The sequence below is a fragment of the Pseudomonas sp. KnCO4 genome (assembly GCF_045344305.1).
Classification (GTDB): Bacteria; Pseudomonadota; Gammaproteobacteria; order Pseudomonadales; family Pseudomonadaceae; genus Aquipseudomonas; species Aquipseudomonas anuradhapurensis.
Genome location: NZ_CP174199.1, coordinates 3,199,421 through 3,224,826 on the forward strand (window position 1 = coordinate 3,199,421; position 25,406 = coordinate 3,224,826).

Annotated in this window: 18 protein-coding genes; 9 read left to right on the top strand and 9 right to left on the bottom strand. The window is 63.9% G+C overall.

Features of this window, described 5'->3' with window-relative positions:
* Window positions 1-88 precede the first annotated feature (88 nt).
* From ACJA3S_RS14985 to katG, 3 genes are all read right to left on the bottom strand, one after another.
* Window positions 89-2,638, bottom strand: a complete 2,550-nt coding sequence (locus ACJA3S_RS14985) for an EAL domain-containing protein (protein ID WP_406819088.1) — start codon at window positions 2,636-2,638, stop codon at window positions 89-91.
* A gap of 115 nt (window positions 2,639-2,753) precedes the next feature.
* Window positions 2,754-4,082 (bottom strand): CDP-diacylglycerol--serine O-phosphatidyltransferase, encoded by a 1,329-nt coding sequence (gene pssA, locus ACJA3S_RS14990; protein ID WP_406819089.1) that lies wholly within the window; start codon window positions 4,080-4,082, stop codon window positions 2,754-2,756.
* Window positions 4,083-4,193: 111 nt separating this feature from the next.
* On the bottom strand, window positions 4,194-6,452 hold the full coding sequence (gene katG / locus ACJA3S_RS14995) for a catalase/peroxidase HPI (protein ID WP_406819090.1): 2,259 nt from the start codon (window positions 6,450-6,452) through the stop codon (window positions 4,194-4,196).
* A gap of 377 nt (window positions 6,453-6,829) precedes the next feature.
* On the opposite strand from katG, the gene ACJA3S_RS15000 reads away from it, so the two are divergent.
* A complete protein-coding gene (locus ACJA3S_RS15000) occupies window positions 6,830-8,683 on the top strand; it encodes an ABC transporter ATP-binding protein (protein ID WP_406819091.1) in 1,854 nt (617 codons plus the stop codon).
* A gap of 106 nt (window positions 8,684-8,789) precedes the next feature.
* Here the strand turns inward: ACJA3S_RS15000 and ACJA3S_RS15005 are convergent, their stop codons facing one another.
* Together ACJA3S_RS15005 and ACJA3S_RS15010 are read right to left on the bottom strand one after the other, a co-directional pair.
* The gene (locus ACJA3S_RS15005) at window positions 8,790-9,275 is read right to left on the bottom strand and encodes an isochorismatase family protein (RefSeq protein ID WP_406819092.1); all 486 of its coding nucleotides are present in this window, start codon (window positions 9,273-9,275) and stop codon (window positions 8,790-8,792) included.
* 157 nt (window positions 9,276-9,432) lie between these two features.
* A complete protein-coding gene (locus tag ACJA3S_RS15010) occupies window positions 9,433-9,609 on the bottom strand; it encodes a hypothetical protein (RefSeq protein WP_406819093.1) in 177 nt (58 codons plus the stop codon).
* Between the two features lie 744 nt (window positions 9,610-10,353).
* Between ACJA3S_RS15010 and ACJA3S_RS15015 the strand changes: the two genes are divergently transcribed.
* The 7 genes from ACJA3S_RS15015 to ACJA3S_RS15045 all read left to right on the top strand — a co-directional run bounded on the left by ACJA3S_RS15015 (window position 10,354) and on the right by ACJA3S_RS15045 (window position 18,214).
* Window positions 10,354-11,106 (top strand): hypothetical protein, encoded by a 753-nt coding sequence (locus ACJA3S_RS15015; RefSeq protein ID WP_406819094.1) that lies wholly within the window; start codon window positions 10,354-10,356, stop codon window positions 11,104-11,106.
* Entirely contained in the window at window positions 11,103-11,810 is a 708-nt protein-coding gene (locus ACJA3S_RS15020) for an ATP-binding cassette domain-containing protein (protein WP_406819095.1), read from the top strand. Before ACJA3S_RS15015 ends, ACJA3S_RS15020 begins: the two co-directional genes overlap by 4 nt.
* Window positions 11,811-12,159: 349 nt before the next feature.
* The gene (locus tag ACJA3S_RS15025) at window positions 12,160-13,896 is read left to right on the top strand and encodes a type I secretion system permease/ATPase (RefSeq protein WP_406819096.1); all 1,737 of its coding nucleotides are present in this window, start codon (window positions 12,160-12,162) and stop codon (window positions 13,894-13,896) included.
* A 6-nt stretch (window positions 13,897-13,902) separates the two neighbouring features.
* Complete coding sequence (locus ACJA3S_RS15030; protein WP_406819097.1) at window positions 13,903-15,243, top strand: HlyD family type I secretion periplasmic adaptor subunit; 1,341 nt, start codon at window positions 13,903-13,905, stop codon at window positions 15,241-15,243.
* 1 nt (window position 15,244) lies between these two features.
* Complete coding sequence (locus tag ACJA3S_RS15035; protein WP_406819098.1) at window positions 15,245-16,573, top strand: TolC family outer membrane protein; 1,329 nt, start codon at window positions 15,245-15,247, stop codon at window positions 16,571-16,573.
* A 91-nt stretch (window positions 16,574-16,664) separates the two neighbouring features.
* Entirely contained in the window at window positions 16,665-17,528 is an 864-nt protein-coding gene (locus tag ACJA3S_RS15040) for a diguanylate cyclase domain-containing protein (RefSeq protein WP_406819099.1), read from the top strand.
* A 17-nt stretch (window positions 17,529-17,545) separates the two neighbouring features.
* A complete protein-coding gene (locus ACJA3S_RS15045) occupies window positions 17,546-18,214 on the top strand; it encodes a class I SAM-dependent methyltransferase (RefSeq protein WP_406819100.1) in 669 nt (222 codons plus the stop codon).
* 142 nt (window positions 18,215-18,356) lie between these two features.
* Here the strand turns inward: ACJA3S_RS15045 and quiC are convergent, their stop codons facing one another.
* Entirely contained in the window at window positions 18,357-20,264 is a 1,908-nt protein-coding gene (gene quiC, locus ACJA3S_RS15050; protein ID WP_406819101.1) for a 3-dehydroshikimate dehydratase QuiC, read from the bottom strand.
* Between the two features lie 288 nt (window positions 20,265-20,552).
* Here quiC and ACJA3S_RS15055 point away from each other — a divergent pair, with 288 nt between their 5' ends.
* On the top strand, window positions 20,553-21,926 hold the full coding sequence (locus ACJA3S_RS15055; protein ID WP_406819102.1) for an MFS transporter: 1,374 nt from the start codon (window positions 20,553-20,555) through the stop codon (window positions 21,924-21,926).
* 35 nt (window positions 21,927-21,961) lie between these two features.
* Here the strand turns inward: ACJA3S_RS15055 and ACJA3S_RS15060 are convergent, their stop codons facing one another.
* The 3 genes from ACJA3S_RS15060 to ACJA3S_RS15070 form a co-directional block, all read right to left on the bottom strand.
* The gene (locus tag ACJA3S_RS15060) at window positions 21,962-23,374 is read right to left on the bottom strand and encodes a DOPA decarboxylase (protein ID WP_406819103.1); all 1,413 of its coding nucleotides are present in this window, start codon (window positions 23,372-23,374) and stop codon (window positions 21,962-21,964) included.
* 138 nt (window positions 23,375-23,512) lie between these two features.
* Window positions 23,513-24,457, bottom strand: coding sequence for a LysR family transcriptional regulator (locus ACJA3S_RS15065; RefSeq protein WP_406819104.1), 945 nt, complete (start codon window positions 24,455-24,457; stop codon window positions 23,513-23,515).
* 153 nt (window positions 24,458-24,610) lie between these two features.
* Complete coding sequence (locus ACJA3S_RS15070) at window positions 24,611-25,321, bottom strand: YebC/PmpR family DNA-binding transcriptional regulator (protein ID WP_170029433.1); 711 nt, start codon at window positions 25,319-25,321, stop codon at window positions 24,611-24,613.
* Window positions 25,322-25,406 lie beyond the last annotated feature (85 nt).

The following is a 25,406-nucleotide window of genomic DNA, read 5'->3' on the forward strand; positions in this document are numbered from 1 at the left end:
GTGGCCGGAGTGTACGACAAAGATGATGGCACGGATATATCACCCTGTCCGACGCGGGCCTGCACGCTAAATCATGCGAACGCGGCCGTCAGGACACTCCACGATCTACACCTTCGTCGGCACCCATCAGTTGCAGCAACGCCCGGTTTTCCACCGGCCGGCTAAGCAGGTAACCCTGCACCTCATGGCACTGGTCGTCGCAAAGCAAGGCCAGCTGTTCTGCGGTCTCCACGCCCTCGGCGGTGACCGTCATGCCCATCGCGTTGCCCAGGTTGATGATCGCCTGCACCACGCTGCGATCACTGCTGCTGGTGCCCAGCGACTGGACGAAACGCTTGTCGATCTTGATGCTGTCGAAGGGGTAGGTGCGCAGATAGCCCAGGGAAGAATAGCCCGTGCCGAAGTCGTCCATGTTCAGGCGCACCCCCAACTCCTTCAATGCGTTCATGGTCTGCAGGGCACCCTCTACGTCATTGAGCATGACGTTCTCGGTAATCTCCAGCTCCAGGCGATGGGCAGGCAGGCCCGTGTGCCGTAGTGCTTCAGCCACGTCGCGCACCACGTCGCTGCGGCTGAACTGCGCCGGCGACATGTTGACCGACACCAGGATCTCCAGCGGCCAGCCACGCGCCAGGGTGCAAGCCTCCTGGAGCACCCAGTTGCCCAGTTGCACGATCAGGTCGGACTCCTCGGCCAGGGCAATGAAGCGGTCAGGCCGCAGCAAGCCGAGCCGCGGGTGTTGCCAGCGCACCAGCGCCTCGGCAGAGGCCACCGTCACCCCGTCCACCTTGTAGCGCGGCTGGAAATGCAAGCGCAGTTCACCCCGGGCGATGCCTTCGCGCAGTTCACGCTCCAGCTCGCGCTTTTCCAGCAATGCCGAGTTCAACTGTGCCGAGAAGTACCGCCAGGTATGCTTGCCGGCCTGTTTTGCGCTGTACAAGGCCACATCGGCATACCGGATCAGGTCGCTGGGCGAACCGGAATACTCTGCGGACAACACCACCCCGAGGCTGACCCCAACCTGAACCTTGTGCTGTTCGAGGGTGATCGGGCGCTTGAGGTTTTCGATGACCCGCGCGCAGAAGCGGTCCATGTCATCATGTTTGCCCGGCCGGGCCAGGACGATGACGAACTCGTCACCGCCCAGGCGTGCCACCAGGTCGGTGTCGCGGGTCACCTGCCCTAGCCGACGCGCCACTTCGATCAGCACGGCGTCCCCGGCCGGGTGGCCGAGGCTGTCATTGATCGGCTTGAAGTTGTCCAGGTCGAGCATCAGCAAGGCCAGCTCCCCTACCCCGGCATCCTCGAGGAAGCGGAACAGTTTGTTGCGATTGGGCAGGCCGGTGAGCGCATCGTGTAACGACAGGTGCTGGACCTGCGCATGGGCCGCCACTTCGTCGGTGATGTCCGTGCAGGTGCCGCGGAAACCCTGGCAAACCTTGTGTTCGATAATGGCCTTGGCGGCAACCCGGCACTCTCGCCGTTGCTCGTGGTGATCGCGGTACTGGCAACGCAGGCTGCCCGTCGACTCGCTGCCCGCCAGGCCATGCAGCCAGGTCTCGACCTGCCCGGTAGCGCAGTCGAACAGATCGCTGATGGGGCGTTGCAGCCAGCGCTCCAGGGGATGCCCGGTCAGTTCGGTGAAACGCGGTGAGAGATAGGTCAGGTGCTGCTGTGCATCGGTTTCCCAGATCCAGTCCGAGGCGGCTTCGGCCACCGCCTTGAAGCGCGCTTCACTGGCTTGCAGGGCAGCTTTCGAGGCAGCCAGCGCGTGGTGGCTGCGGTCCATGCTGGCACTGGCGCGCATGGCGTAGCGAGCACACAGGGCCATGACCAGGGCGATGATCAGCAATGCCAGGGCCAGGGGCAACAATACCGTCTCGAGCAGGTCGGTCCCGGGCTGTTCGATCTGCCAGGTCAGCGCGAAGCCGCTGTCCTCCAGCGGCAAACGCCCCTGGTCTGCCTGCAGCTGAGGCGCGGCCACCACGGCAAAGCCTGACAGCCCCGCAGAGCGGCCCAGTTGCCCGAGCACCTTCGGCTTGAGTAACCGCACGAAGACCAGTACTGCGCCAGCATTCGGCAGGGAGGGCCGCGCCGACGGCGGGCGAATGACCGCTGCGGTGAACAGCGCCGGTTGGCCGTTGAACACCAGGTAGCCGGAGGCAGCCTGGTCCTCCTGCGTCATCGCCTGCCGAGCCCGTTGCAGTACCTGGGCGCGGCTGCCGCTGAAGTCTTCGAAGCCCTGTTCGCTGAGGCGCCCTTCGAGCATCGCGTAGGGGGTGCCGTCATCATCCAGGACGAACACGCCCTCATAGCCGTCGGTGCTGTAGAGCGTCTCGCCCAGGTTATCCTCGTCGTAGGCCCAGTGCCGGTCCACACGGCCCGCCAGGTGCTCGTAGGCGGCCTGCCACACGGCATATGAAACCAGGTAGTTGCGCTCACTTTTCTGCAACTGGGCCAGCGCCGACTCGGCGTGAAAACGGCTCTGTGTTCGCTCGCGCGCGTCAAGGGACTCGGCGATGCGGTACAAGGAAACCAGGCCCAGTAGCAATATCAGCAACAGCAGGCTGGAAAAGACCAGCGTCAACTGGCGAACCAGCTGACTGCGCGACGAATTACTGCCGAAGGTTGCTTCCATTCAGAGGGCGCCTTTTGCCTGACTCCAGAAAATGGACTGCCAGCGATTGGCACCGATCGATCCGGCCGACGACCGGGCGACCAATTTCTGCAGCCCTGCAGACTCGAACGAAACCTCAAAGTACCCGTTTGATCAACGGTTCCAACCGGCTGAAGCGTAGCCGGCGCAGCAACTTGCGTACTTGCTTGGGATGCTCGGCCTTGGCCCCCAGCGCCTGCGCCGGGTCGATCTGCGGCGCATGCCGGCGCAGCGCGCTCAACTCGGCCTCGCGCGGCGCCAGCCACTGGCCATGCGGGTCATCGATCAGCAGGCCGTTCTCCAGGTCCAGGTTGAAACCGCGTGGGTTCAGGTTGTTGCCGGTCAGCATCGAATAGCGTTGGTCGACCCACACCCCCTTGGCATGGAAGGTATGCCCGGGGTCATTCCAGATCCGCACCTGCAACTGGCCACTGGCAATCGCGGCCTGCCGGCGCCGGGCAAACGTGCGCAGGTTGTCTTCATACAGGTACGGCAAGGCACCGCTGGCACTGAACGGTTCGCCGGGTGCGATATAGAAGTCGTTGGCCGTACGGTCGCCGACAATCAGCTCCACCCGCACGCCCCGCGCCAGCGCAGCATCGAGCTCACGCATCAACAGCCGTGGCGGGTTGAAATACGGCGTGCTGATGATGACCTGGGTACGCGCCGCCGCCAGCAAGGCGCACAGCGCCCGGTTCAGCGGGTTGCCACGGCCTACGCCGAGCAGCGGAATGACCCGCAGGCCTTGCCCCGCCCCGGCGGCCGGCGCCTCGTACTTCATGCGCCGCAGCCGCGCACGCAAGCGCCGGATATCACCGCGCAGGCTGCGGGTGGCAGGCGGTGCCGGCAGGTCCAGGCGTGGCGTGGCGGTGTGGTGCAGCAGGCGCCGGACCAGGTCGACCATGGCGTCGGCCAGCGCTGGCGCGTGAAACAGGTGGTAACGGTCCAGGCGGTAGCGGTCGAAGCGGTGCAGGTAGACGTTGTTCAGGCTGGCGCCGGTGTAGATCACGCAGTCGTCGATGATGCTGCCCTTCAGGTGCAGCACCCCGAACAGCTCGCGGGTTTGCACCGGCACGCCATGGATCACGATATCCAGCCCGTGCTGCTGGCGTTGGGCCTGATACCAGGCGGCGTTACCCGGCTGGCGGCCGGCCCCCAGCAGGCCGCGCCGGGCGCGGAACCAGTCGACCACGATGGTGATTTCCAGGCCTGGCCGTGCAGCCTTGGCCTGGTACAACGCATCCAGCACCTCCTGGCCGGCCTCGTCTTGCTGCAGGTACAGCGCGACGATGACGATGCGCCGGCTTGCGCTGCGGATCTGCTCGAGCAGGCAGGCGCGGTAGGCCTTGGCGTCAGGCAGCACCCGAATCGACTCGGGCGCGATGGCGTAGCCTGGCAAGCCTGCCAGCAGGGTTTCGGGGTTCACTGACGCTCACCTTCTCTGTGCAATCTGTCGTGCATCAGCTTGCACAGGAACATCGCAATGGTCCAGCCCCGACGCGGCAGAGGGCGCCAGGCGCCCCCCGCCGCAACACCGTTACTGCAAGTCGAAGCGGTCCAGCTCCATGACCTTCTCCCAGGCGGCCACGAAGTCACGGACGAACTTGTCGCCGCCGTCACTGCTGCCATACACCTCGCTCAGCGCCCGCAACTGGGCATGCGAGCCAAACACCAGGTCGACCCGGCTGGCGCTCCACTTCAGCTGCCCGGTCTTGCGGTCACGGCCTTCGAACGCCTCGTTGTCGGCCGAGGTCGCCTTCCATTCCACGCCCATGTCCAGCAGGTTGCGGAAGAAGTCGTTGCTCAGGGTGCCGAGCTTGTCGGTGAACACACCCTGCGGGTTGCCGCCATGGTTGGCGCCAAGCACACGCAGGCCGCCGATCAGCACGGTCATCTCCGGTGCGGTCAGGGTCAGCAGCTGGGCCTTGTCCAGCAGGAGCTTTTCAGCCTTGACGCTGTAGCGGGCCTTGGTGAAGTTACGGAAGCCATCGGCCAGCGGCTCCAGCACAGCGAACGACTCGACGTCGGTCTGCGCCTGCGAGGCATCGCTACGCCCCGGGCGGAAGGCCACGCTGACGTCGTGCCCGGCATCCCTGGCAGCCTTTTCCACTGCGGCAGCGCCGGCGAGGACGATCAGGTCGGCCAGGGAGATTTTCTTGCCACCGGCATGGAACTCGGCCTGGATCTTCTCCAGCGCCGCCAGCACCTTGTCGGTGCCCTGGTTCGCCGGCCAGTCCTTCTGCGGTGCCAGGCGCAGGCGACCACCGTTGGCCCCGCCACGCTTGTCCGAGCCACGGAAGGTCGACGCCGCCGCCCACGCGGTGGCCACCAGCTCGCCAACGCTCAGGCCCGCCGCCAGCACCTTGGCCTTGAGCGCAGCAATGTCCTGCTCGCCCACCAGCGGGTGGTCGACCTTGGGAAGTGGGTCTTGCCACAGCAGCTCCTCGTTGGGCATTTCCGGGCCCAGGTAGCGTGCCAGCGGCCCCATGTCGCGGTGAATCAGCTTGTACCAGGCGCGGGCAAAAGCGTCCGCCAACTGCTCGGGGTTATCCTTGAAGCGGCGCGCGATCGGCTCGTAGATCGGGTCGAAACGCAGCGCCAGGTCCGAGGTGAGCATGGACGGCGCATGGCGCTTGACCGGGTCGTGCGCATCTGGCACGGTGCCTGCCCCCTTGCCGTCTTTTGGCCGCCACTGGTGCGCCCCTGCCGGGCTCTTGGTCAGTTCCCAGTCGAAGTTGAACAGGTTGTTGAGGTATTCGTTGCTCCAGCGGGTGGGGGTGGACGTCCAGGTAACTTCCAGGCCGCTGGTGATGGTGTCTGCGCCTTTACCCGTACCGAAGCGGTTGGCCCAACCCAGGCCTTGCAGCTCCAGGCCGGCCGCTTCCGGCTCGGCCCCGACATTGTCGGCAGGGCCGGCGCCATGGGTCTTGCCGAAGGCATGCCCGCCGGCGATCAGGGCCACGGTCTCTTCATCGTTCATGGCCATGCGGCCGAAGGTTTCGCGGATATCGCGGCCCGAGGCGACCGGGTCAGGGTTACCGTCCGGACCTTCCGGGTTCACATAGATCAGGCCCATCTGCACCGCGGCCAACGGGTTTTCCAGGTTGCGTTCGCCACTCAGCGCGCGGCTTTGTTCCTCCGGGTGCTTCGCTGGCTCGGCGACCAGGTCACCCTGGCCAGGCGGCTGAGCCTTGACCTGCTCCTTGCCGTAACGCAGGTCGCCGCCCAGCCAGACCTTTTCCGAACCCCAGTACACGTCTTCGTCCGGCTCCCACACATCGGCACGGCCGCCGGAAAAGCCGAAGGTCTTGAAGCCCATGGATTCGAGGGCGACGTTGCCGGTGAGCACGATCAGGTCGGCCCAGGAAATCTTGTTGCCGTACTTCTGCTTGATCGGCCACAGCAGGCGCCGGGCCTTGTCCAGGCTGACGTTGTCCGGCCAGCTGTTGAGCGGGGCGAAGCGCTGCTGGCCAGAGCCGGCACCGCCGCGGCCATCGCCGATGCGGTAGGTACCGGCGCTGTGCCAGGCCATGCGGATGAACAGCGGCCCGTAATGGCCGAAGTCGGCGGGCCACCAGTCCTGGGAATCGGTCATCAGGGCGGTCAGGTCTTGCTTCAGGGCCTGGAAATCGAGGCTCTTGAACGCCTTGGCGTAATCGAAGCCCGGGTCCATCGGGTCGGACTTGGAGGAATGCTGGTGGAGAATTCTCAGGTTGAGCTGGTCAGGCCACCAGTCACGGTTGCTGGTGCCGCCACCTGCGGTTTGATGGAACGGGCATTTCGATGCGTTCGACATCTGCGTGTACCTTCGGGTCGTTTATCCAGATTTCCGGTCTGTGCCAGGTGTTCTTTCAGCCGGGCGCGTGCGCCCGTGCTACCCCTCTTCAGGTCTGTACGAGGGCCTGCGAAACTGCCACGGCACGCGCCGGCGGTCTTGCACGCAAGTGCTGACACAGCGCCCGCTCGCGCAATTGGCGAAGCCAGAGAAAAGACTAGCCGAGCCTGGGCAGAGATCTAATAGAGGGGCTGTTAGGGGCTGATAGGCTGGCTCTGTCAGCTTGCAGGGTTGCCGGCTGCGCGCCACAAGGAGTCGCTCTGGCAACTCGAACCCCCAGAGCGCTGCGTGTTCTGTATGGTTAGCGGCCAGGGCAAAGCTGATTTCCGGAGACAAGCATGCTGCGTATTTTTGAACGATGGCTCGACCCCTTCCCCCCCGACGAGGTACCACCGCCACCGGTGGGCCTGCTGCGCTTCATGTGGGCCTGCACCCGCGGCGCGCGCGGCTACATTCTGGCCCTGGCCTTGCTCAGCGCCGCGGTGTCAGTCTACGAAGCCTGGCTGTTCGCCTTCCTCGGCCAGGTGGTCGACCTGCTTGCGGCCTGGCAGGCCGGTGATGCCGCAAGCCCCCAGGAAAGCCACGTACTGTGGGGGATCGGCATCGTCCTGGTGACCAGCGTCGGGCTGGTGGCACTGCGCACGATGGTCCAGCACCAGGTGCTGGCGATCAATTTGCCGTTGCGCCTGCGCTGGGATTTCCACCGGCTGATGCTGCGCCAGAGCCTGTCGTTCTTTTCCGACGAGTTTTCCGGTCGGGTCACCACCAAGGTGATGCAGACGGCGCTGGCGGTGCGTGAAGTGCTGTTTACCGTCATCGAGATCCTGCCCGGCATCGGCGTGTACTTCATCGCGATCATCGCCCTGGCCGGTGGCTTTGCGCTGAAGCTGATGCTGCCGTTCATTGCCTGGGTGCTGCTGTTCGGGCTGGCCATGCTGTATTTCGTGCCGCGCCTGGGCGAGGTCGGGCAGGAGCAGGCCCATGCGCGGTCGTCGATGACCGGGCGGGTGTCGGACGCCTACACCAACATCACCACGGTGAAGCTGTTCTCGCATTCCAAACGGGAAGCGCATTTTGCACGCGCAGCCATGGAAGACTTCAAGCACACCGGTTTTCGCCAGATGCGCCTGGTCAGCCAGTTCGAGATCGTCAACCAGGCGCTGGTGGTGGGGCTGATCCTGGGCGCAGGCGGCTATGCCCTGTGGCTATGGCACCAGGGCCAGGTCGGCACCGGCGCGGTGGCGGCCATCACCGCCATGGCCTTGCGCATCAACGGCATGTCGCACTGGATCATGTGGCAGATGACCTCGCTGTTCGAGAACATCGGCACCGTGCAGGACGGCATGGCCACCCTGACCCGCGGCCCCAAGGTGCAGGACGCGCCGGATGCCGGCGAACTGGTGACCCGCGGCGGCGCGGTGACCTTCGACAAGGTCAGCTTCAACTACAACGGCGAGCGCCAGGTACTCAACGACCTGAGCCTGCACATCCAGCCTGGCGAGAAGGTCGGGCTGGTCGGCCGCTCCGGCGCCGGCAAGTCCACGCTGATCAACCTGCTGCTGCGCTTCTATGACGTGGACAGTGGCGAAATCCGCATCGACGGGCAGAACATCGCCCGGGTTACCCAGGACAGCCTGCGCAGCGCCATCGGCATGGTCACCCAGGACACCTCGCTGCTGCACCGCTCGATTCGCGACAACATCGCCTATGGCCGCCCTGATGCGAGCGAGGCGCAGATCCGCGCTGCTGCGGTCAATGCGCAGGCCGATGGGTTCATCAGCCAACTCAGCGACCGCCAGGGCCACAGCGGTTACGACACGCTGGTGGGCGAGCGCGGCATCAAGCTGTCCGGCGGGCAACGCCAGCGTATCGCCATCGCCCGGGTGATGCTGAAGAACGCGCCGATCCTGTTGCTGGACGAAGCCACCAGCGCGCTGGATTCGGAAGTGGAAGTGGCGATCCAGGAAAGCCTGGACGAAATGATGCAGGGCAAGACCGTCATCGCCATCGCCCACCGGTTGTCTACGATCGCGGCCATGGACCGGCTGATCGTCATGGATGAAGGGCGCATCATCGAGCAAGGTACCCATGCGCAGTTGTTGGCAAAGAATGGGACCTATGCACGCTTGTGGCAGCACCAGAGCGGCGGGTTCCTGGGTGAGGACCAGGGCGTGGCCGAGGCGGTGGAATAGGCGCAAGGCCGGTAGCGCGGTGGATGGCACCGGCTGTACCGGTGCTCGCGGGTAAATCCGCTTCTGCACGGGCGTTGCCCCCGCCCACACCAGCGAGGCCCCTGGACTAGCCTCGCACGGCCAGTTCGGCAAGCACCTCGACGGAGGTCGTGACCTGGCGGAAGTGATGCTTCCACAGGTCGATGCCCAGCTTGCCCGACCGGTCCAGCGACGAACCAACGGTCATGTCGGTGACCAGGGTGGGCATTAACCCGGCATCGAACAGGGCAAAGCCCGCCGCCAGTACACAGGTCTCGGTCTGCAGCCCACACACCAGCACCCGCTCCACGCCCAGCTCACGGATGTACGCGATGGCCTCGGCGCTCTGCCCATAGCCATGCTTGACAAAAACCTGGTCGGCCTCGACCAGGTTTTCGTCCTCGGCAGCCGGGTGCCAGCCGAGCTGACGCTCGAAGGGCGTGGCCTGTTCGTCGTGCAGTTCGACCGAGGCAATGGTGGGAATGTTTGCTGACAACCGGCGCAGGCCATCGACCAGCCACTCGGGGGGACTGAAGGTGGACTGGACATCGACGATAAGCAAAACCTGGCGCATGGGCGGCTTCCGGCACTGGCAAAAGGCGCGGAGTATAACGTGTCTTCCCCCCGATAGCGCCCGAGCCTCTGCTGAAACGGCCTTGTCGTTCTGCTGCCCCCAAGCAGCAGAACGAACTCAATGTTCGTCAAAGCACAACATCTTCTCGATTCAGGCGTTACGGGTAAACCGTATTGATGCCCGCAGGCGGTATCTGATAATCGCCCAGCTCTTCAACCAGCTCCGCTACGCGGATGACCCGCAAGGTTTCATTCGGCGCAAAAAACCTGTTGCCGTCCAGCGCATTCAGGGCGACCTCGTCATGGTTGGTCCTCAAGCTGTCATGCACCTTCACCGGTTCGCTCCCTAATTTTGGTTCTGCGGCCAAACGCCGAACGCGGTGATATTGTCCGAGGCCGGTTATATTCTTTGAGACAGACGTATTAAGTTACAATTTTTTGGTTTTTAAACAACACCCACGTCGCACTCTGCGAATTTTCAAGACCCACATATCGAATACGACCAATCTGCTATTTATCAAAGAAGCACCCTAATCAAGAAACCGAATTTCCCTACCTTCGACTCAGTCGTTTAGCGCACCCACCCACCCTATTTCGATATAGCTCGAAGCAACTTACCAGAAACATCCCACAAACAGCCCCACATATAAACAGCGCACAACTCCAAACCGTAAGGCACAGCCAGCGAAACGATTGACACCTGTCAGTTTACGTTCTAGAACTCCCACTACTCCGCGTTTCGCGGAGAAAAAAGGAGAATCAAATGAACGATGAATTTGGAGTTGCCTTAATGAGTCTGCAGCTTTCTAAATAATGCGAGTTAGAGGCAGAGTTTTTTGGCGGGTCTGGTAGCGCAGAAAGTTGTGATGGTAGTGGAGGCTGCGGAGGTAGCGGAGGGTGCAACGGAGGCAGTCGCAATCAAATTTCAATAATTCCACCCTATATTTCTGCAAATACGTTTCACCAAATTTATTCCTACACATGAACAACGCATCACATTTCAATCTGCGCAATCGATATTCTCAATCGTTTGAAAATAGCATCCTTCTGAAACAATTAAACAAAATAGTGCCACTCCCATGAATCGTCATACTCTCTCCTTAGCATCACAACTCAATGGAATTTTAAAAATATCCCGGATATTAATTAAAGAACATCTTAGAGAACCCTCCGCCCTTCTGTGGACAGGCCTCGCCCCTTGCCTGATGTTCATGATCGTGACATCCAGCTACCGGCCAGGCAGCATGGATTACCAGACGGATGCCGCCTGGTTCTACGCATACATTTCCGCAAACGTGGCGTTTTTCGGCTTCAGTTTCTACCTGATCGGGCGTCGCGAAAGTGGCTTCATTCGCTCGTTCATCTACCAACGAAAGGCCATCCTCCTGTTCCTTGCCTCGCACACTACCAGCTACACGATAATCAGCATCCTTTACTGCAGCTTGTTCTATGCCGTGACCAAACCACTCTACGGCCACTACTCGCTGACTGAGTTTGCTGTGTTGCTGGCCGGTTTCTACACGGGCTACCTGGCCTTTTCCTGCATCGGTCTCGCTATCGCCGCACTGCCGCTGAAGTTCAGCACCGCCGGCACTTTGTTTTCCGTGGTCTCTTTCCTGATGCTGGTTTCCGGTTATGCCGCGGCGGCTCACGACCCACTCGCCTACTCGTGGGTCAACAGCGTCAATCCGCTATTCCTGACCACACAGATCGTCAACGGCACTTACTCCTTGTCAGGCAGTTTCATCGCCGCCTGGGCCGCGTTGTCCGCAGGCTTGCTGTTGACGGCCAGGTACTTCCGGATCCAACCCATCTGGAGTCGATACTCATGAACATCCTGACCCTTGACCGTATTGGTTTCTCCTACACTGCCGAACCGCTTCTGGAAGGCGTATCTCTGCATTTGGCCAAAGGCGAGACAGTCGGAATACTAGGCTGCAATGGGGCCGGCAAGACCACGTTGTTCGACCTTATCTGCGCATTGAGAGCGCCTCACAGCGGGCACATCGTCAATGCCTCGCACCGCCAGGTATATCTGACCCAGGTGCTGACGCCTCCTCCAGCATTGCGGATGGCAGACGCCGGCGCCCTGGTTACCCTGCTGAACGCAGCCTGCGCGCCCAGTCATGCGGATATCCTTTCGCGGCTGTGCACCTGGTCCCCTGCCCTTGGCCAGCGGTATGCCGAGATATCCCGGAAAAGGGCCTCCACCTGCAGCTATGGCGAGATTCGCAGCTATTTCACCCTGACGCTTTTACTGATGGACAGCGACCTGATCATTCTCGATGAACCTACTGCCGGCGTGGATCCGGAATTCCGGCATTACATATGGCTTGGCATCAGCAGCGCCTGCAAGGACGGCGCAAGTGTGCTGGTTTCATCGCACTACACGCAGGAAGTCGTCGACTGCTGCGATCGGTTCTACATGCTGGCGCGCGGCCAACTCGATGCGTTCGCAAGCGGCGAACAATTTCTGGCAGCACACCAGGCGGCCACACTCGACGAAGCCTTTATCAATGCCTCGTTGCAGGGTTGAGGTCTGCGCAGCAGGTGTTGAGGCATGGCACCGGCGTGTCCGTGAAGGATCCGCAACGGTGCCATCGCTGTGTGCTGTCAATATTTCGTCCGAAACGTTTCCACGCGGCTGAGAATGCGTTGCAAGCAGATGTTTTCCGGGCACTTATAAAAGGTTCAAAGTACCGCTAGAGCAAATCGATATTATCGGTCGTTTCGCTGCAACCTACGCTCCAACATATGAAAGCAACGCGGCGCGTTGGCCCATTCGCCCTTCAAGCGCCCCGCCTGCCAGCCGACCAGCAGCCACGACTACCGCTGTACGGGGCGCCGCAACGGCAACCCCCGTTGTGTGAGAAAGGGGGCCACTGATGCACAAGCCGCCACGCACCCGTTCCGAACTGGCCGAAGTGCTGTTCAGCCTGCGCCGCAACTTTTTCGCCCTGGGCGCCTTCAGCGGCGTGATCAACGCCATGATGTTGACGCCAGCCATTTACATGCTGCAGGTGTACGACCGTGCGCTGGTCAGCCGCAACCTCACCACCCTGGGCATGCTCACCTTGCTGGTCATCGGTTTGTACATGATGATGTCGGCACTGGAGATGATTCGCACCCGGGTGCTGATCCGGGTCGGAAATTACCTGGACATGGACCTCAACCGGCGCATCTTCAGCGCCGCCTTCGAGCGCAACCTGAGCCGTGCCGGCGGCAACCCGGCCCAGGCCCTGCATGACCTGGCGCAGGTGCGGCAGTTCGTTACCGGTAGCGGCCTGTTCGCCTTCTTCGATGCCCCCTGGACACCGATCTACCTGCTGGTCAGCTACCTGATCCACCCGCTGCTGGGGCTGGTCACGCTGATCGGCTCGCTGATCCTGGTGGCCCTAGCCTACCTTACCGAAAAAGCCACGCAAAAACCCTTGGCCGAAGCCAACCAGGCCGCCCTGTCGTCAGCCAGCTACGCCAACAACAACCTGCGCAATGCCGAAGTGATCGAGGCCATGGGCATGCTGCCGGCGATCGGCAAGCGCTGGTACCAAGGGCACCTGCGTATCCTGCAGATGCAGACGCTGGCGTCCGACCGCGCGGCGCTGATCAGCAGCACCGGGCGTTTCGTGCGCATTACCTTGCAGTCGGTCATCCTCGGTACCGGCGCGCTGCTGGCGATCGAAGGCAAGATCACCCCGGGCATGATGATCGCCTGCTCGATCCTGGCCGGCCGCGCCCTGGCGCCGGTAGAACAGGTGATTGCCTCGTGGAAGCAGTTGCTGGGTTGCCGTTCGGCCTGGGGCCGGTTGAACGAGCTGCTGCAGGACTACCCGCAGCGGCCAGCGGGCATGCCACTGCAACGCCCACTGGGCATGCTGGCCGTGGAAAACGTGATCGCCAGCGCGCCCGGCACCAGCACGCCCATCGTGCGCGGGGTGAGCTTCAGCCTGACTCCCGGCGAAAGCCTGGGGATCATCGGCCCGTCGGCTTCGGGCAAGTCCACCCTCGCCCGCCTGCTGGTCGGCGTATGGCCGGCCCAGGTCGGCAAGGTGCGCCTGGACGGCGCGGACATCTTCAACTGGAACAAAGCCGAACTGGGGCCCTGGCTTGGCTATCTGCCCCAGGACGTCGAGCTGCTCGAGGGCACCATCGCCGAAAACATTGCCCGCTTTGCCGAAGTGGACAGCGAAGCAGTGATCCGTGCGGCCCGCAGCAGTGGCGTGCACGACATGATCCTGCACTTCCCGCAGGGCTATGACACCCGCCTGGCAGCCGATGGCTCGCCGCTGTCCGGTGGCCAGAAACAACGCATTGCCTTGGCCCGTGCGCTCTACGGCGAGCCCAACCTGGTGGTGCTTGACGAGCCCAACGCCAACCTCGACGACGTTGGCGAAAAGGCCCTGGTCGATGCGCTGGCCGAACTCAAGGCGCGCGGGGCAACCGTGATCCTGATTTCCCACCGGCCCAACGTGCTGTGCGCGGTCGACAAGGTGCTGATGCTGCGCGACGGCGTGGTGCAAATGCTCGGCAGCCGCGACGAAGTGTTCACGGCGCTGCGCAAGGCCAGCGTGATCCCGGCGGCGAGCACGGCGCCGCTGGCTTCGGTGAAAGCACGGGAGTGATTGCGCATGCCGATGACCCACCACACCGAGTTGATTCCCGCCGAAACCCAGCACCTGATCGACCTGGACGCCGGCCGACCGGCACGCTGGGGCCTGTGGCTGGTCATCGCCGGCTTTGGCGGCTTCCTGCTGTGGTCGGGCCTGGCGCCGCTGGACGCCGGGGTGGTCGCCACCGGCACGGTCAAGGTCACCAGCAACCGCAAGGCGGTGCAGCACCTGAGTGGCGGCACGGTCGAGGCAATCCTGGTGCGCGAAGGCGATGTGGTGAAAAAAGACCAGGAGGTGGTACGCCTGGACGCGTTGCGCGCAGTCGCCGAACAGGGCGCGGTCAGTGCCCAGTACATCGTCGGCAAGACCGTGGAAAACCGCCTGGAAGCCGAGCGCGACGGCCGTGACAGCATCACCTTCGACCCCGCCCTGCTCAAGCGCTACGCCAACGACCCGCGCCTGCTGGCGGCCATGGACCTGCAACAGCGCCTGCTGGAAACCCGCCGCGCCGGCCTGGCCGGCGAGCTGAGCATCCTCAAGGAAAACCTCGCCGCCACGGCGGTACAGCTCAAGGGCCTGCAGCAGGTGTACGGCGCCCGCGCCTCGCAGATCGGCTTCCTCAACCAGGAACTGCAGGGCACCCGCGTGCTGGCGGCCGAAGGTTATGTGCCGCGCAACCGCCTGCTGGAGCTGGAACGCAACAACGCCGACCTGTCCGCCGGCCAGGCCGAGAACCTCAACAACATCGCCCGGGCCCGCAGCCAGGCCACCGAGATCAAGCTGCGTATCCTCCAGCGCCAGCACGACTACCTGAAGGAAGTGGAGTCGCAACTGACCGACACCGCCAAGGAGAACACTACCCTGGCCGACCGCCTGCGCGCGTTGGACTATGAGGTGACCCACACGGTGATCCGCTCGCCGATCGACGGCATGGTCCAGGCCCTGAGCATCGCCACGGTCGGCGGCATCATCCAGCCTGGGGCGAAGATCATGGAGGTGGTACCGCTCGACCAGCCGTTGCAGGTCGACGCGATGATCCCGGTGCAGGCCATCGACAAGATGGTCCCTGGCCTGGACGTGGACATCGCCTTCCCGGCCTTCAACCATGCACGCACGCCGAATATCCCAGGCCGGGTCAAGACGGTCTCCGCCGACCGCCTGATCGACGAGGAAAGCAAGCAGCCGTTCTACCTGGCCCAGGTGGAAGTGACCCAGGCCGGCATGGGCCTGCTCGGCAGCAACCACATCCGCCCCGGCATGCCGGCTACCGTCACTATCAAGACCGGTGAGCGCAACCTGCTCAGCTACCTGCTCAAACCGATGCTCGAACGCGTGGATGCTGCATTCAAGGAGCAATGACATGAACCGCCCGTGCCTGATGCTGTGCCTGTTGGGGGTGGCCATGCAGGCCAGTGCCATGGACCTCAAGCAAGCCTGGGACTTGTTGCAGTACCAGGGCCCGATCTACCAGGCCGCCGTGCACGAAAAACAAGCCGGCAGCGAGAACCGCGCCATCGGCCAGGCCGGGTTGCTGCCGCAGGTCAACGCCGTGGGCTATTTCAACAAGATCAACGGCAGCCAGAGCCAGTATGGCCTGGACCGTGACCTGGACTACGACTCCAAGGGCGCCAGCGTGCGTCTGCGCCAGCCATTGTTCAACAAGCAGAAGATGGCCGAGTACCGCCAGGGCCAGCAACGTGCCGAGTACAGCGTGGCGGTGTTCGATGCCAAGAGCCAGGAGGCCGCAGTGAGCCTGGCCGAAGCCTACTTCGACGTGCTGCTGGCCAGCGAAACCATCACCCTGGCCAAGGCCAAGCTGAATGCCTTCGAAGAACAACTGGCGTCGGCCAAGCGGCGCATGGAACTGGGCGACGGTACTGTCACCGATATCGACGAGTCGGTTGCCCGCCGCGACCTGGCCGAAGCCGACCTGATCGAAGCCCAGGACAACCTGGTCAATGCCCGCCGCAAGCTGGAGGAGTTCATCGGTGAAACCCCGGCGTCGCTGACCACCTTGCAGCCCGGCTTCAGCACCCCGCCGCTGCTGCCGGACAACCTGCAGGAATGGCTGGTCAAGGCGCAGGCCGACAGCCCCCTGATTCACGCCCGCCGGCACAACTATGAGCTGGCCGAAGAAGAAGTGAAACGCGCCCGCGTCGGGCATTGGCCGACCCTGGACTTCGTCGCTGGCTATACCGCCAGCAGCAGCCAGTCGATTTCCGAACTGAACCAGCGCAACCACTACAGCTCGGTCGGGCTGGAGCTGAACATTCCGCTGTACAGCGGCGGCGGCACCAGCGCCCTCACCCGCCAGGCCGGCGCCAACAGTTCCAAGGCCCTGGATGAGCTGGACGCCGCCCGCCAGCAGGTGATTTCCGAAACCACCCGCGAGTTTCATGGCGTGCAGAGTGGCGCCTTGCGGGTCCAGGCACTGGAAAAGGCCGTGGCCTCCAACGAGCGCTCGCTGCTCTCGACCCGCAAGGGCTTCAAGGAAGGCGGCACCAGCACCAACTCGGACGTGCTCAATGCCGAGGAGCTGCTGTATGACGCCCGCCACGACCTGTTCGAGGCGAAGTTGAACTACCTGTTGTCGCGGCTGCGCCTCGCCTCGTCGGTCGGTAGCCTGGGCGACGACGACATCCAGCAGATCAACGACTACCTCGGGCCAGATCTGGTGGTCAGCAATTGAGTGTCGCGCGCTACGCCCGCGGCAACCGCGCTTGCCGCAGGTTGCCGGATTCAGGCTATGATCGGTCACCCTGCCGCGGACGTCCCGAGCCATGCCCGTAGACCTGCAAACGTTGTACCCCAGGCTGATCCACCTGATGCTGGACACGGTATTCGTGGTCGATCGCGACAACCAGATCGTCTTCGTCAGCGATGCCTGCGAGGCGTTGCTGGGCTACCAGGCCAGCGAACTGATCGGCACCCCGATCACCGACTACATGCACCCTGACGACCTGGCGATGACCCGCGCCTCGATCGTGCGGGTGATGAGCGGCCACCCTCACTACGACTTCCGTAACCGCTATATCCGCAAGGATGGCGGCGTGGTGCACATCCTGTGGGCGGCATGCTGGTCCGACGAGGCGGATGCGCGCATCGGCGTGGCGCGGGATGTGACTGCCCTGCATCTGGCCGAAGAGGAACTGCGCTTTCTGGCCCACCATGACCCGCTGACCCGGCTGGCCAACCGCACCCGGTTCAATGAACAGCTGGGCACCACCCTTGCCGCAGCCCGCCGCCAGGATCGGCCCCTGGCCCTGCTGTTTCTCGATATCAATGATTTCAAGCAGATCAACGACAACCACGGGCACAGCATGGGCGACCGGCTGCTGTGTGCCCTGGCCCGGCGCCTGGAAAGCTGCGTGGGCGCTGGCGAAACGGTAGCGCGGATGGGCGGTGACGAGTTCACCGTGCTGCTGCCCGATTGCCCGTCGCCAGAACTCATTGCCGAGCGGGTGACGCAGATTCTGGCGACCATGGCTGAGCCGCTCGGCGACGAATTCGCCGGTATCACCACCCCTACCTGCAGCATCGGCGTGGCCTGCTTCCCGGAGGACGGCAACGACGCCGACACCCTCCTGCGCCATGCCGACGGGCACATGTACCAGGTCAAACGTCAGCGCGCGGCGGCCGGTTGAGCGCGAGGAGACCGCCCATGCACCACCCGGAAGAGGCCTTGCTCGCCAGCTGGCAGCACAATGCCCAGGCGTGGATCGCAGCCGTGCGCAGCGGCGCTATCGCCAGCCGCCGCCAGGTCACTGACCAGGCCATCCTGCTGGCCATCCTTGGCCGTCAACCGCAACGCGTGCTGGACCTCGGCTGTGGTGAAGGCTGGTTGCTGCGGGCGTTGGGCGAGCGTGGCATCGAGGCGGTAGGCGTCGACGGTGACCCGGCACTGGTGCAAGCCGCACGCGCAGCGGGCAGCGCACAGGTGCACCTGGCCCGTTTTGCACAGCTGGCCAATGGGCAAGCGCAGGTAGGCCAGGACTACGACCTGATCTGCGCCAACTTCGCCTTGTTGCAGCAGGACATCATTCCACTGCTGGCGGCCCTGCGCGACTTGCTGGTGCCGGGTGGTGCGCTGCTGGTCCAGACCCTGCACCCGTGGAGTGTGGCCAATGGGGAATACCAGGACGGCTGGCGGGAGGAATCGTTTACCGGCCTGGACGGGGATTGGCAGGTGATGCCCTGGTACTTCCGCACCCTCGCCAGTTGGCTCAATGCGCTGGACCTGGCGGGGTTGCGGCTGGCCAGCCTGCAGGAGCCGCAGCACCCGCAGAGCGCGGTGCCGCAGTCACTGTTGCTGGTAGCTGAACGCCCCTGAGCTAAACATGGGGCCTTGTAGGAGCGGCCTTGCGTCGCGATGGGCCGCGACGCGGCCCCAAGATTTCCGCAACGCAGCATGAATTTTTGGGGCCGCTTTGCGGCCCATCGCGACGCAAGGCCGCTCCTAACATGGACAGCGTTCAGAGCACCGGCTTGCGCGCTACGCCACTCCGTGCCTTGGCCATCGCCGCCAGGCGCACCGCCACGTTGGCCGCACCGTAACCGGCATAGCCGCCCTTGCGCTGGATGATCTCGAAGAAGAAGCGCTCCTCGAACGGTTCGGTGTACACGTGGAACAACTCGCCGCCCTGCGCATCACGGTCGTACAGCACGTTGTAGTACGCCAGTTCGCTGAGGAATTCGTCATCGAAATCGAAGCGCGCCGCCAGGTCGTCGTAGTAGTTCAGCGGAATTTCCAGCAGCGGCACCCCAGCCAGCTTGGCACGCGCCACTTCACGGAAGATGTCGTCACAGTCGAAGGCAATGTGGTGCACGCCTGAACCGCGGTAGCTGGACAGCGCATGGGCAATGGCGGTATTGCGGTTTTCCGAGATGTTCAGCGGCAGGCGCAAGGTACCGCACTGGCTGCGCAGGGCGCGGCTCTTGACCAGGCCGTAAGGGTCGGGCAACACCACTTCATCGTCGGCGGCGAAGTCGAACAGGGTCTTGTAGAACAGCACCCAGCTGTCCAGCGATTCCGCCGGCAGGGCCAGCGCCATGTGGTCGATGCGGCGCAGGCCACCGGTGGCGGTGGCGTTCCTGTCCAGGCTGAAGTCGGTGTCATACAGGGTTTGCCCGGCCGTGCCCTGCTCCACCAGGTACAGCAGGCTGCCATCCGGTGCACGTACCGCCGGCACCTCGCACTCGTTGGGGCCGACCAGGCCACGGAACGGTTGGCCGCGGAAGGCAGTGGCCCGCTTCAGCGCCGCTTGCTGGTCCTTGACCCGCAGCGCAGTGGCGCACAGCGACGGGCCGTGGGCCTCGAAGAAGTTATGGCCGAAGGAATAGGGTTCGGCGTTCAGGACAATATTGATATCGCCCTGGCGCAGCAGTTGCACCTCCTTGCTGCGGTGCTTGCCGGCTTCGGCAAAGCCCAGGCGCTTCAGCCAGCTGCCCAGGCGCGCGCCAACGGCTTCGTCCACCGCGAATTCGAGGAATTCGACACCGTCATAGCTGCTGGCCGCCGGTGGGGTGAACAGCACGCCAGGCTCGATCGGCGTGCCCTCCTGCTCCAGGCGCAGGCGCGTCTGTTCTTCAAGGTACAGCAACGAACGCAGGCCGTCGGCGGCATTCTGCCGCGGCGGAGCGGCACGGAAGCCGTCGTTGAATATTTCCAGCGACAGCGGGCCGCGGTAGCCGGTGGCAAGGATCGGCGCGAGGAACCCGGCCATGTCCATCTCGCCCTGCCCCGGGAAACAGCGGAAGTGGCGGCTCCACTCCAGCACGTCCATGGCCAGGATCGGCGCGTCGGCCATCTGCACGAAGAAAATCTTGTCGCCGGGAATTTCGCGGATCGCCTGCGGGTCGCCTTTCAGTGACAGCGTGTGGAAGCTGTCGAGGATCACCCCAAGCGCCGGGTGGTCGGCCTGGCGCACCAGGTTCCAGGCTTGCTGGTAGGTATTGACGTGGCGGCCCCAGGCCAGGGCTTCGTAGCCAATGCGCAGGCCGCGTTTGCCGGCATGCTCGGCCAGCAGGCGCAGGTCGTCGACCAGCAGTTGCTCGTCGCCCAGGGCATCGGCCTGGACGTTGCTGCACACCAGCACCAGGTCGGTGCCCAATTCCTGCATCAGGTCGAACTTGCGCTCGGCGCGATCGAGGTTTTTCTGCAGGCGTTCGCGGCGGCAGCCTTCAAAGTCGCGAAATGGCTGGAACAGGGTGATGGCAAGCCCTGCATCGGCACACATCTGGCGTACCTGGCGCGGGCTGCCGGCGTAATAAAGCAGGTCGTTCTCGAAGATCTCGACGCCGTCAAAACCGGCGGCGGCGATGGCTTCGAGCTTTTCCGGCAGGGTACCGCTCAAGGACACAGTGGCGATCGAACGCTGCATGGCGGGAGTTCCTTGTTGTTAGAGGCTGACGGCACCAGGCGCAGGCAAACACCGGTCACCGTTTCTGGCACGATCGATTATTCGCAGGTAAAGTCGACGCTTCAATATCTTTGTACGGAATGGTTAGTTTTGCGTTCGATTACCGCACAAAACCCGTTTTGACGAATTGCTAGACCGCTGGCCCGTGGTCAACATGAACCACAACGCAGGCCCACCGACCGCTGCCCCCCTGCCCTTGCGAAAGCGATGGCCGACCCTGCGCAAACAACAATAACAACGGAGACAACGATGGCTCACTCCAGCTCGCAAGCCAAGAAAGCGACCGCCAGTGGATGGATAGGCTCGGCACTCGAGTACTACGACTTTTTCATCTACGCCCAGGCCGCGGCGCTGATTTTCCCGCAGATATTCTTCCCCAACACCGACCCGAAGATGGCCATCATCGCTTCGCTGGCCACCTACGGCGTGGGCTACCTGGCGCGCCCGGTCGGCGCCTTCGTGCTGGGCCACTGGGGTGACACCCGTGGGCGTAAGAACGTCCTGCTGCTGTGCATGTTCCTGATGGGCCTGTCGACCATGGCCGTGGGCCTGCTGCCCACCTACCACGACATCGGCTACCTCGCTCCGGCCTTGCTGGTGGTACTGCGCCTGATCCAGGGCTTTGCCGTGGCCGGCGAAATTTCCGGCGCCAGCTCCATGATCATGGAGCATGCGCCGTTCGGGCGAAGAGGCTATTACGCCAGTTTCACCCTGCAAGGGGTACAGGCCGGCCAGGTGCTGGCGGCAGCGGTATTCCTGCCACTGGCCTACTTCATGCCGAGTGAAGCCTTCACTGAATGGGGCTGGCGCATCCCGTTCCTGATGAGCGCGTTGGTGCTGGTGGCCGGCTTCATCATCCGCAAGGAAGTGCACGAAACCCCGGCGTTCGTGAAGGAAGAGAAACAGGACAAGGTCGCCAAGTCGCCGATCCGCGAAGCCTTCCGCCACAGCTGGAAACACATGGTGCTGGTGATGTTCATGGCCCTGATGAACGTGATCCCGGTGGTGGCCACCATCTTCGGTGCCGCCTACGCGGTGCAGCCGGCCTATGGCATCGGCTTCGACAAGAGCGTGTATTTGTGGATCCCGGTGGTCGGCAACATCGTCGCGGTGCTGGTGATTCCGTTCGTCGGCAACCTCTCCGACAAGATCGGCCGCCGCCCGACCATGATCGCGGGCTGCCTCGGTTCGGGCCTGCTGGCCTTCGTCTACCTGTATGCGATCAGCATCCACAACGTACCGCTGGCGTTCGCCACCTCGATCGTCATGTGGGGCATGGTCTACCAGGGTTACAACGCGGTGTTCCCAAGCTTCTACCCGGAGCTGTTCCACACCCGCTACCGCGTCTCGGCCATGGCCATCGCGCAGAACATCGGCACCATGCTGACCGCCATGCTGCCGGCGCTGTTCGCCCTGGTCGCCCCGCCCGGCTCGGACAACATCCCGCTGGTGATCGGTGGCCTGGCGTTCTTCATTACCTGCCTGTGCGCCCTGGCGGCCTACATTGCCCCGGAAACCCATCGCCTGGCGATGGAAGACCTGGGTAACCCGCAGGCCAAGCCGATGGAGAAAGCAGCGTATGAAGCCAGCCGCAAAGGCAGCTTGCAGGCAGTGAGCCACTGATGGATGGCCGGGGGCGCCTTGCGCCCCCGGTAATCTCAACCCCTGACCACCGCCTGCAACCGCTGCCACAACCGCTCGACATTCCCACGCTCGGTCGGCAGTGCCCCGATCGACAGCCGCACCATCCACCGCCCATCCAGCGTCGCCGGCGTCACGTAAGCTTCACCCGACGCATTCAGCCGCTCGGCCCAACCCTTGGTATGTGCATCCAGCGCGTCCCCTTCCAGCCCCGCCGGCCGGTGGCGAACACACAAGGTCTGCAACGGCACTGGCGCCAGCACTTCCCAATCCGCCGCCGCATCGACCTGCGCGGCCAGCCACTGGGCATTGTCCAGGTCACGCCGCAAGCGCGCCTGCAACGCATCAACACCTTCGCTACGCAACATGAACCACAGCTTCAACGCGCGGAACCGCCGGCCCAGCGGGATGCCCCAGTCACGCAGGTTCTTCACCTCGCCATCCACCGCCGACTGCAGGTAGCTGGGGTTGGTGCTCATCACCCGGATCAGGTGCTGCGGGTCGCGCACGTAGTAGATCGAGCAATCGAAAGCGACGCCCAACCACTTGTGCGCATTGACCACCACCGAGTCCGCCAGCTCGATGCCGTCCCACATCCAGCGGCACTCCGGCAGGATCATCGCCGAGCCGGCCATGGCCGAATCCACATGTAGCCACAGGCCATGGGCCTGGGCGATTTCGCCGATCGGGCGCAGCGGGTCGAGCGCCGTGGTGGCCGTGGTGCCGGTGGTGGCGACCACGGCGCAGGGCTGATGGCCGGCGGCCAAGTCCTGCTTGATGGCGGCCTGCAACGCCTCCGGGCGCAGGGCGTAGTGTTCGTCGGTCGGGATCAGGCGGATGTTGTCGCGGCCGAAACCGGCCAGCAGCGCCGCCTTGTCCACTGAGCTGTGGGCATGGGCGCTGACGTAGACGATCAACGGCTTGCCCTGGGCTTGCAGGCCACCGCGCACCAGGGCGTAGTCGCTGGCGCGTTCGCGGGCACAGATCAGCGCCACCAGGGTGCTGGTCGAGGCGGTGTCCTGGATTACCCCGCTCCACTGATCGGACAGACCGAGCAGCTGGCGCAGCCAATCGAGGGTGGTTTCCTCCAGCTCGCTCAGCGCCGGGCTGGATTGCCACGACAGGCCGAGTACGCCGAGGCCGGTGCTGAGGAAGTCGCCAAGCACCGATGACAGGGTGCCGTTGGAGGGAAAGTAGCCGTAGAAATCCGGGTGTTGCCAGTGGGACAGGCCGGGCATGACCAACTGGTTGACGTCGTCGATGATCGCGGCGAAGGGTTCGCCTTGCCGGGGGGCGCTGCCGGGCAAGGCGGCCTTCAGGTAGCCGGGCTCGACCTGGGCCATGACCGGGCGTTCGCCGACGCTCTGGCGGTAGTCGGCGATAAGGTCGATCAGCTGGTGGCCGTATTGGCGGAATTGTTCGGGGGTCACGTGGGGCTCCTGTGATTTATCTACTGCCTGTACCGGCCCTGTCGCCGGCCTGCCGGCGAAGGGCCGGTACAGGCAACACGATGCCCCCAAGTCTAGGCACCTATTGCACGGCGAATAACCCCGCCTTGCGCATAGCTGCTATGGCGAACCCGCATGTCCGCCCTGCACACCGAACTGCGACTGACGCCACAACTCGAACACCCGGTTGCGCAACCAGCGGTGCTCGGCCGAAGCCTGCAGGCGCTGGTGCCACACCACCCAGTAACGCTGGCTGTGGTCGATGAAGCCCAACGGCCGCCAGGCCAGCTGATGCAGGCGGCACAATTGGCGGGCGATGTGCTCGGGCACAGTGGCCAGCGCCTGGCTGTTGGCGATCACCTGCACGGTGGCGGAGAAGAACGGCACTTCCAGGCTGACCCGCCGCTGCAGCCCCTGGGCACGCAGATGGCGGTCGATGAAGCTGTCCTTGTCGCCGCCGCCGGAAATCCGCACATGCTTGTGCGCCAGGTAGTCGGCCTGGCTGAGTGCGCCGTAGGCGGCCAGCGGGTGGTCGTGGCGCATCAGGCACACCGCGCGGTCCTCACCCAGCAGGCGGCCATGCAGGTTGGGCGGCGACTCGTCGAACAAGGTGGTGGCCAGGTCGATCTCGCCACTGGCCAGCAAGGCGTACTGGCCGGCCTGCCAGGTGCGATACTCCAGCGCTACCCCCGGTGCTTCGCGCTCCAGCGCCGCCACCAGCAGCGGCAGCATGTGCTCGGCCACGTAGTCCGAAGCGGCCAGGCAGAAACGCCGCTCGCAACGTGCCGGGTCGAACACTGCAGGTTGGCGCAGGGCATGCAGCTCTTCGAGTACCTGGCGCAGCGGTTCGACCAGCGCTTCGGCGTGTTCGCTGAGCACATAACCCCGGCCCTGGCGCACCAGTAGCGGGTCGTCGAAGGCTTCGCGCAGGTGGGCCAGCTGGCGGCTCAGGGCAGACTGGCTGACGCCCAGGCGCTCGGCGGCGTGGCTGAGGTTCTTCAGCTGCAGCAGGTGGTCGAGGGTACGCAGGTGGGCGAGGCTGAGGGAGGCGAAGGTGGGGTTCATCGGGGTTCGGCTCCAGACTGCTGGCGAGGGCTTTGCCCTCGTTTCGCGACACAAGGCCGCTCCTACAGGGATCACCGCCATTCAGTGATGCGCGAAACCCGTAGGAGCGGCCTTGCGTCGCGATGGGCCGCAAAGCGGCCCCGATTACACAGATCAGTCAGTCAAGCCGACATACACGTTCTGCACATCATCGTTCTCGTCGATCGCCTCGAGGAACGCTTCCACCTCGGCCAGCGCCTCGGCACTCAGGCTGGCGGCACTCACCGGGTTCTTCGGGGTGTAGCCGATCTTCGCCGAGGTCACGGTGAAGCCATGTTCCGGCAGGGCCTTCTGCACGGCATCCAGGTCGGTGGTGTCGGTGATGAACAGGGTCGAACCCTCTTCGTCACCTTCTTCGAAGTCCTGGGCACCGGCTTCGATGGCGGCCATCTCCGGGTCGGCGTCGCCGTTGGCGGTGGCTTCGATCAGGCCGACGTGGTTGAAGTCCCAGGCCACCGAGCCGCTGGCACCCAGCTGGCCCTTGCGGAACAGCACGCGGATCTGCGCGACGGTGCGGTTGACGTTGTCGGTCAGGCACTCGACGATCAGCGGCACCTGGTGCGGGGCGAAGCCTTCGTAGCTGACCGCCGAGTACTGCACGGCATCGCCGTCCAGGCCCGCGCCCTTGCGGATCGCGCGTTCCAGGGTTTCGCGGGTCATCGAGGCCTTCTTGGCCTGCTCGATGGCCAGGCGCAGGCGCGGGTTCATGTCAGGGTCGGCGCCGGACTTGGCGGCGATCTGGATCTCTTTGGACAGCTTGCCCATGATCTTGCCTTTGGCGTTGGCCGCGGCTTCTTTATGTTTGGCTTTCCACTGTGCGCCCATGTCGACTCTCTTGTTTCAGCGGCCGGTTCAGGAAGCGACCGGCCAAAAGTGGGTGCAGTTTATACGCCCTCAGGCATGCGATCGA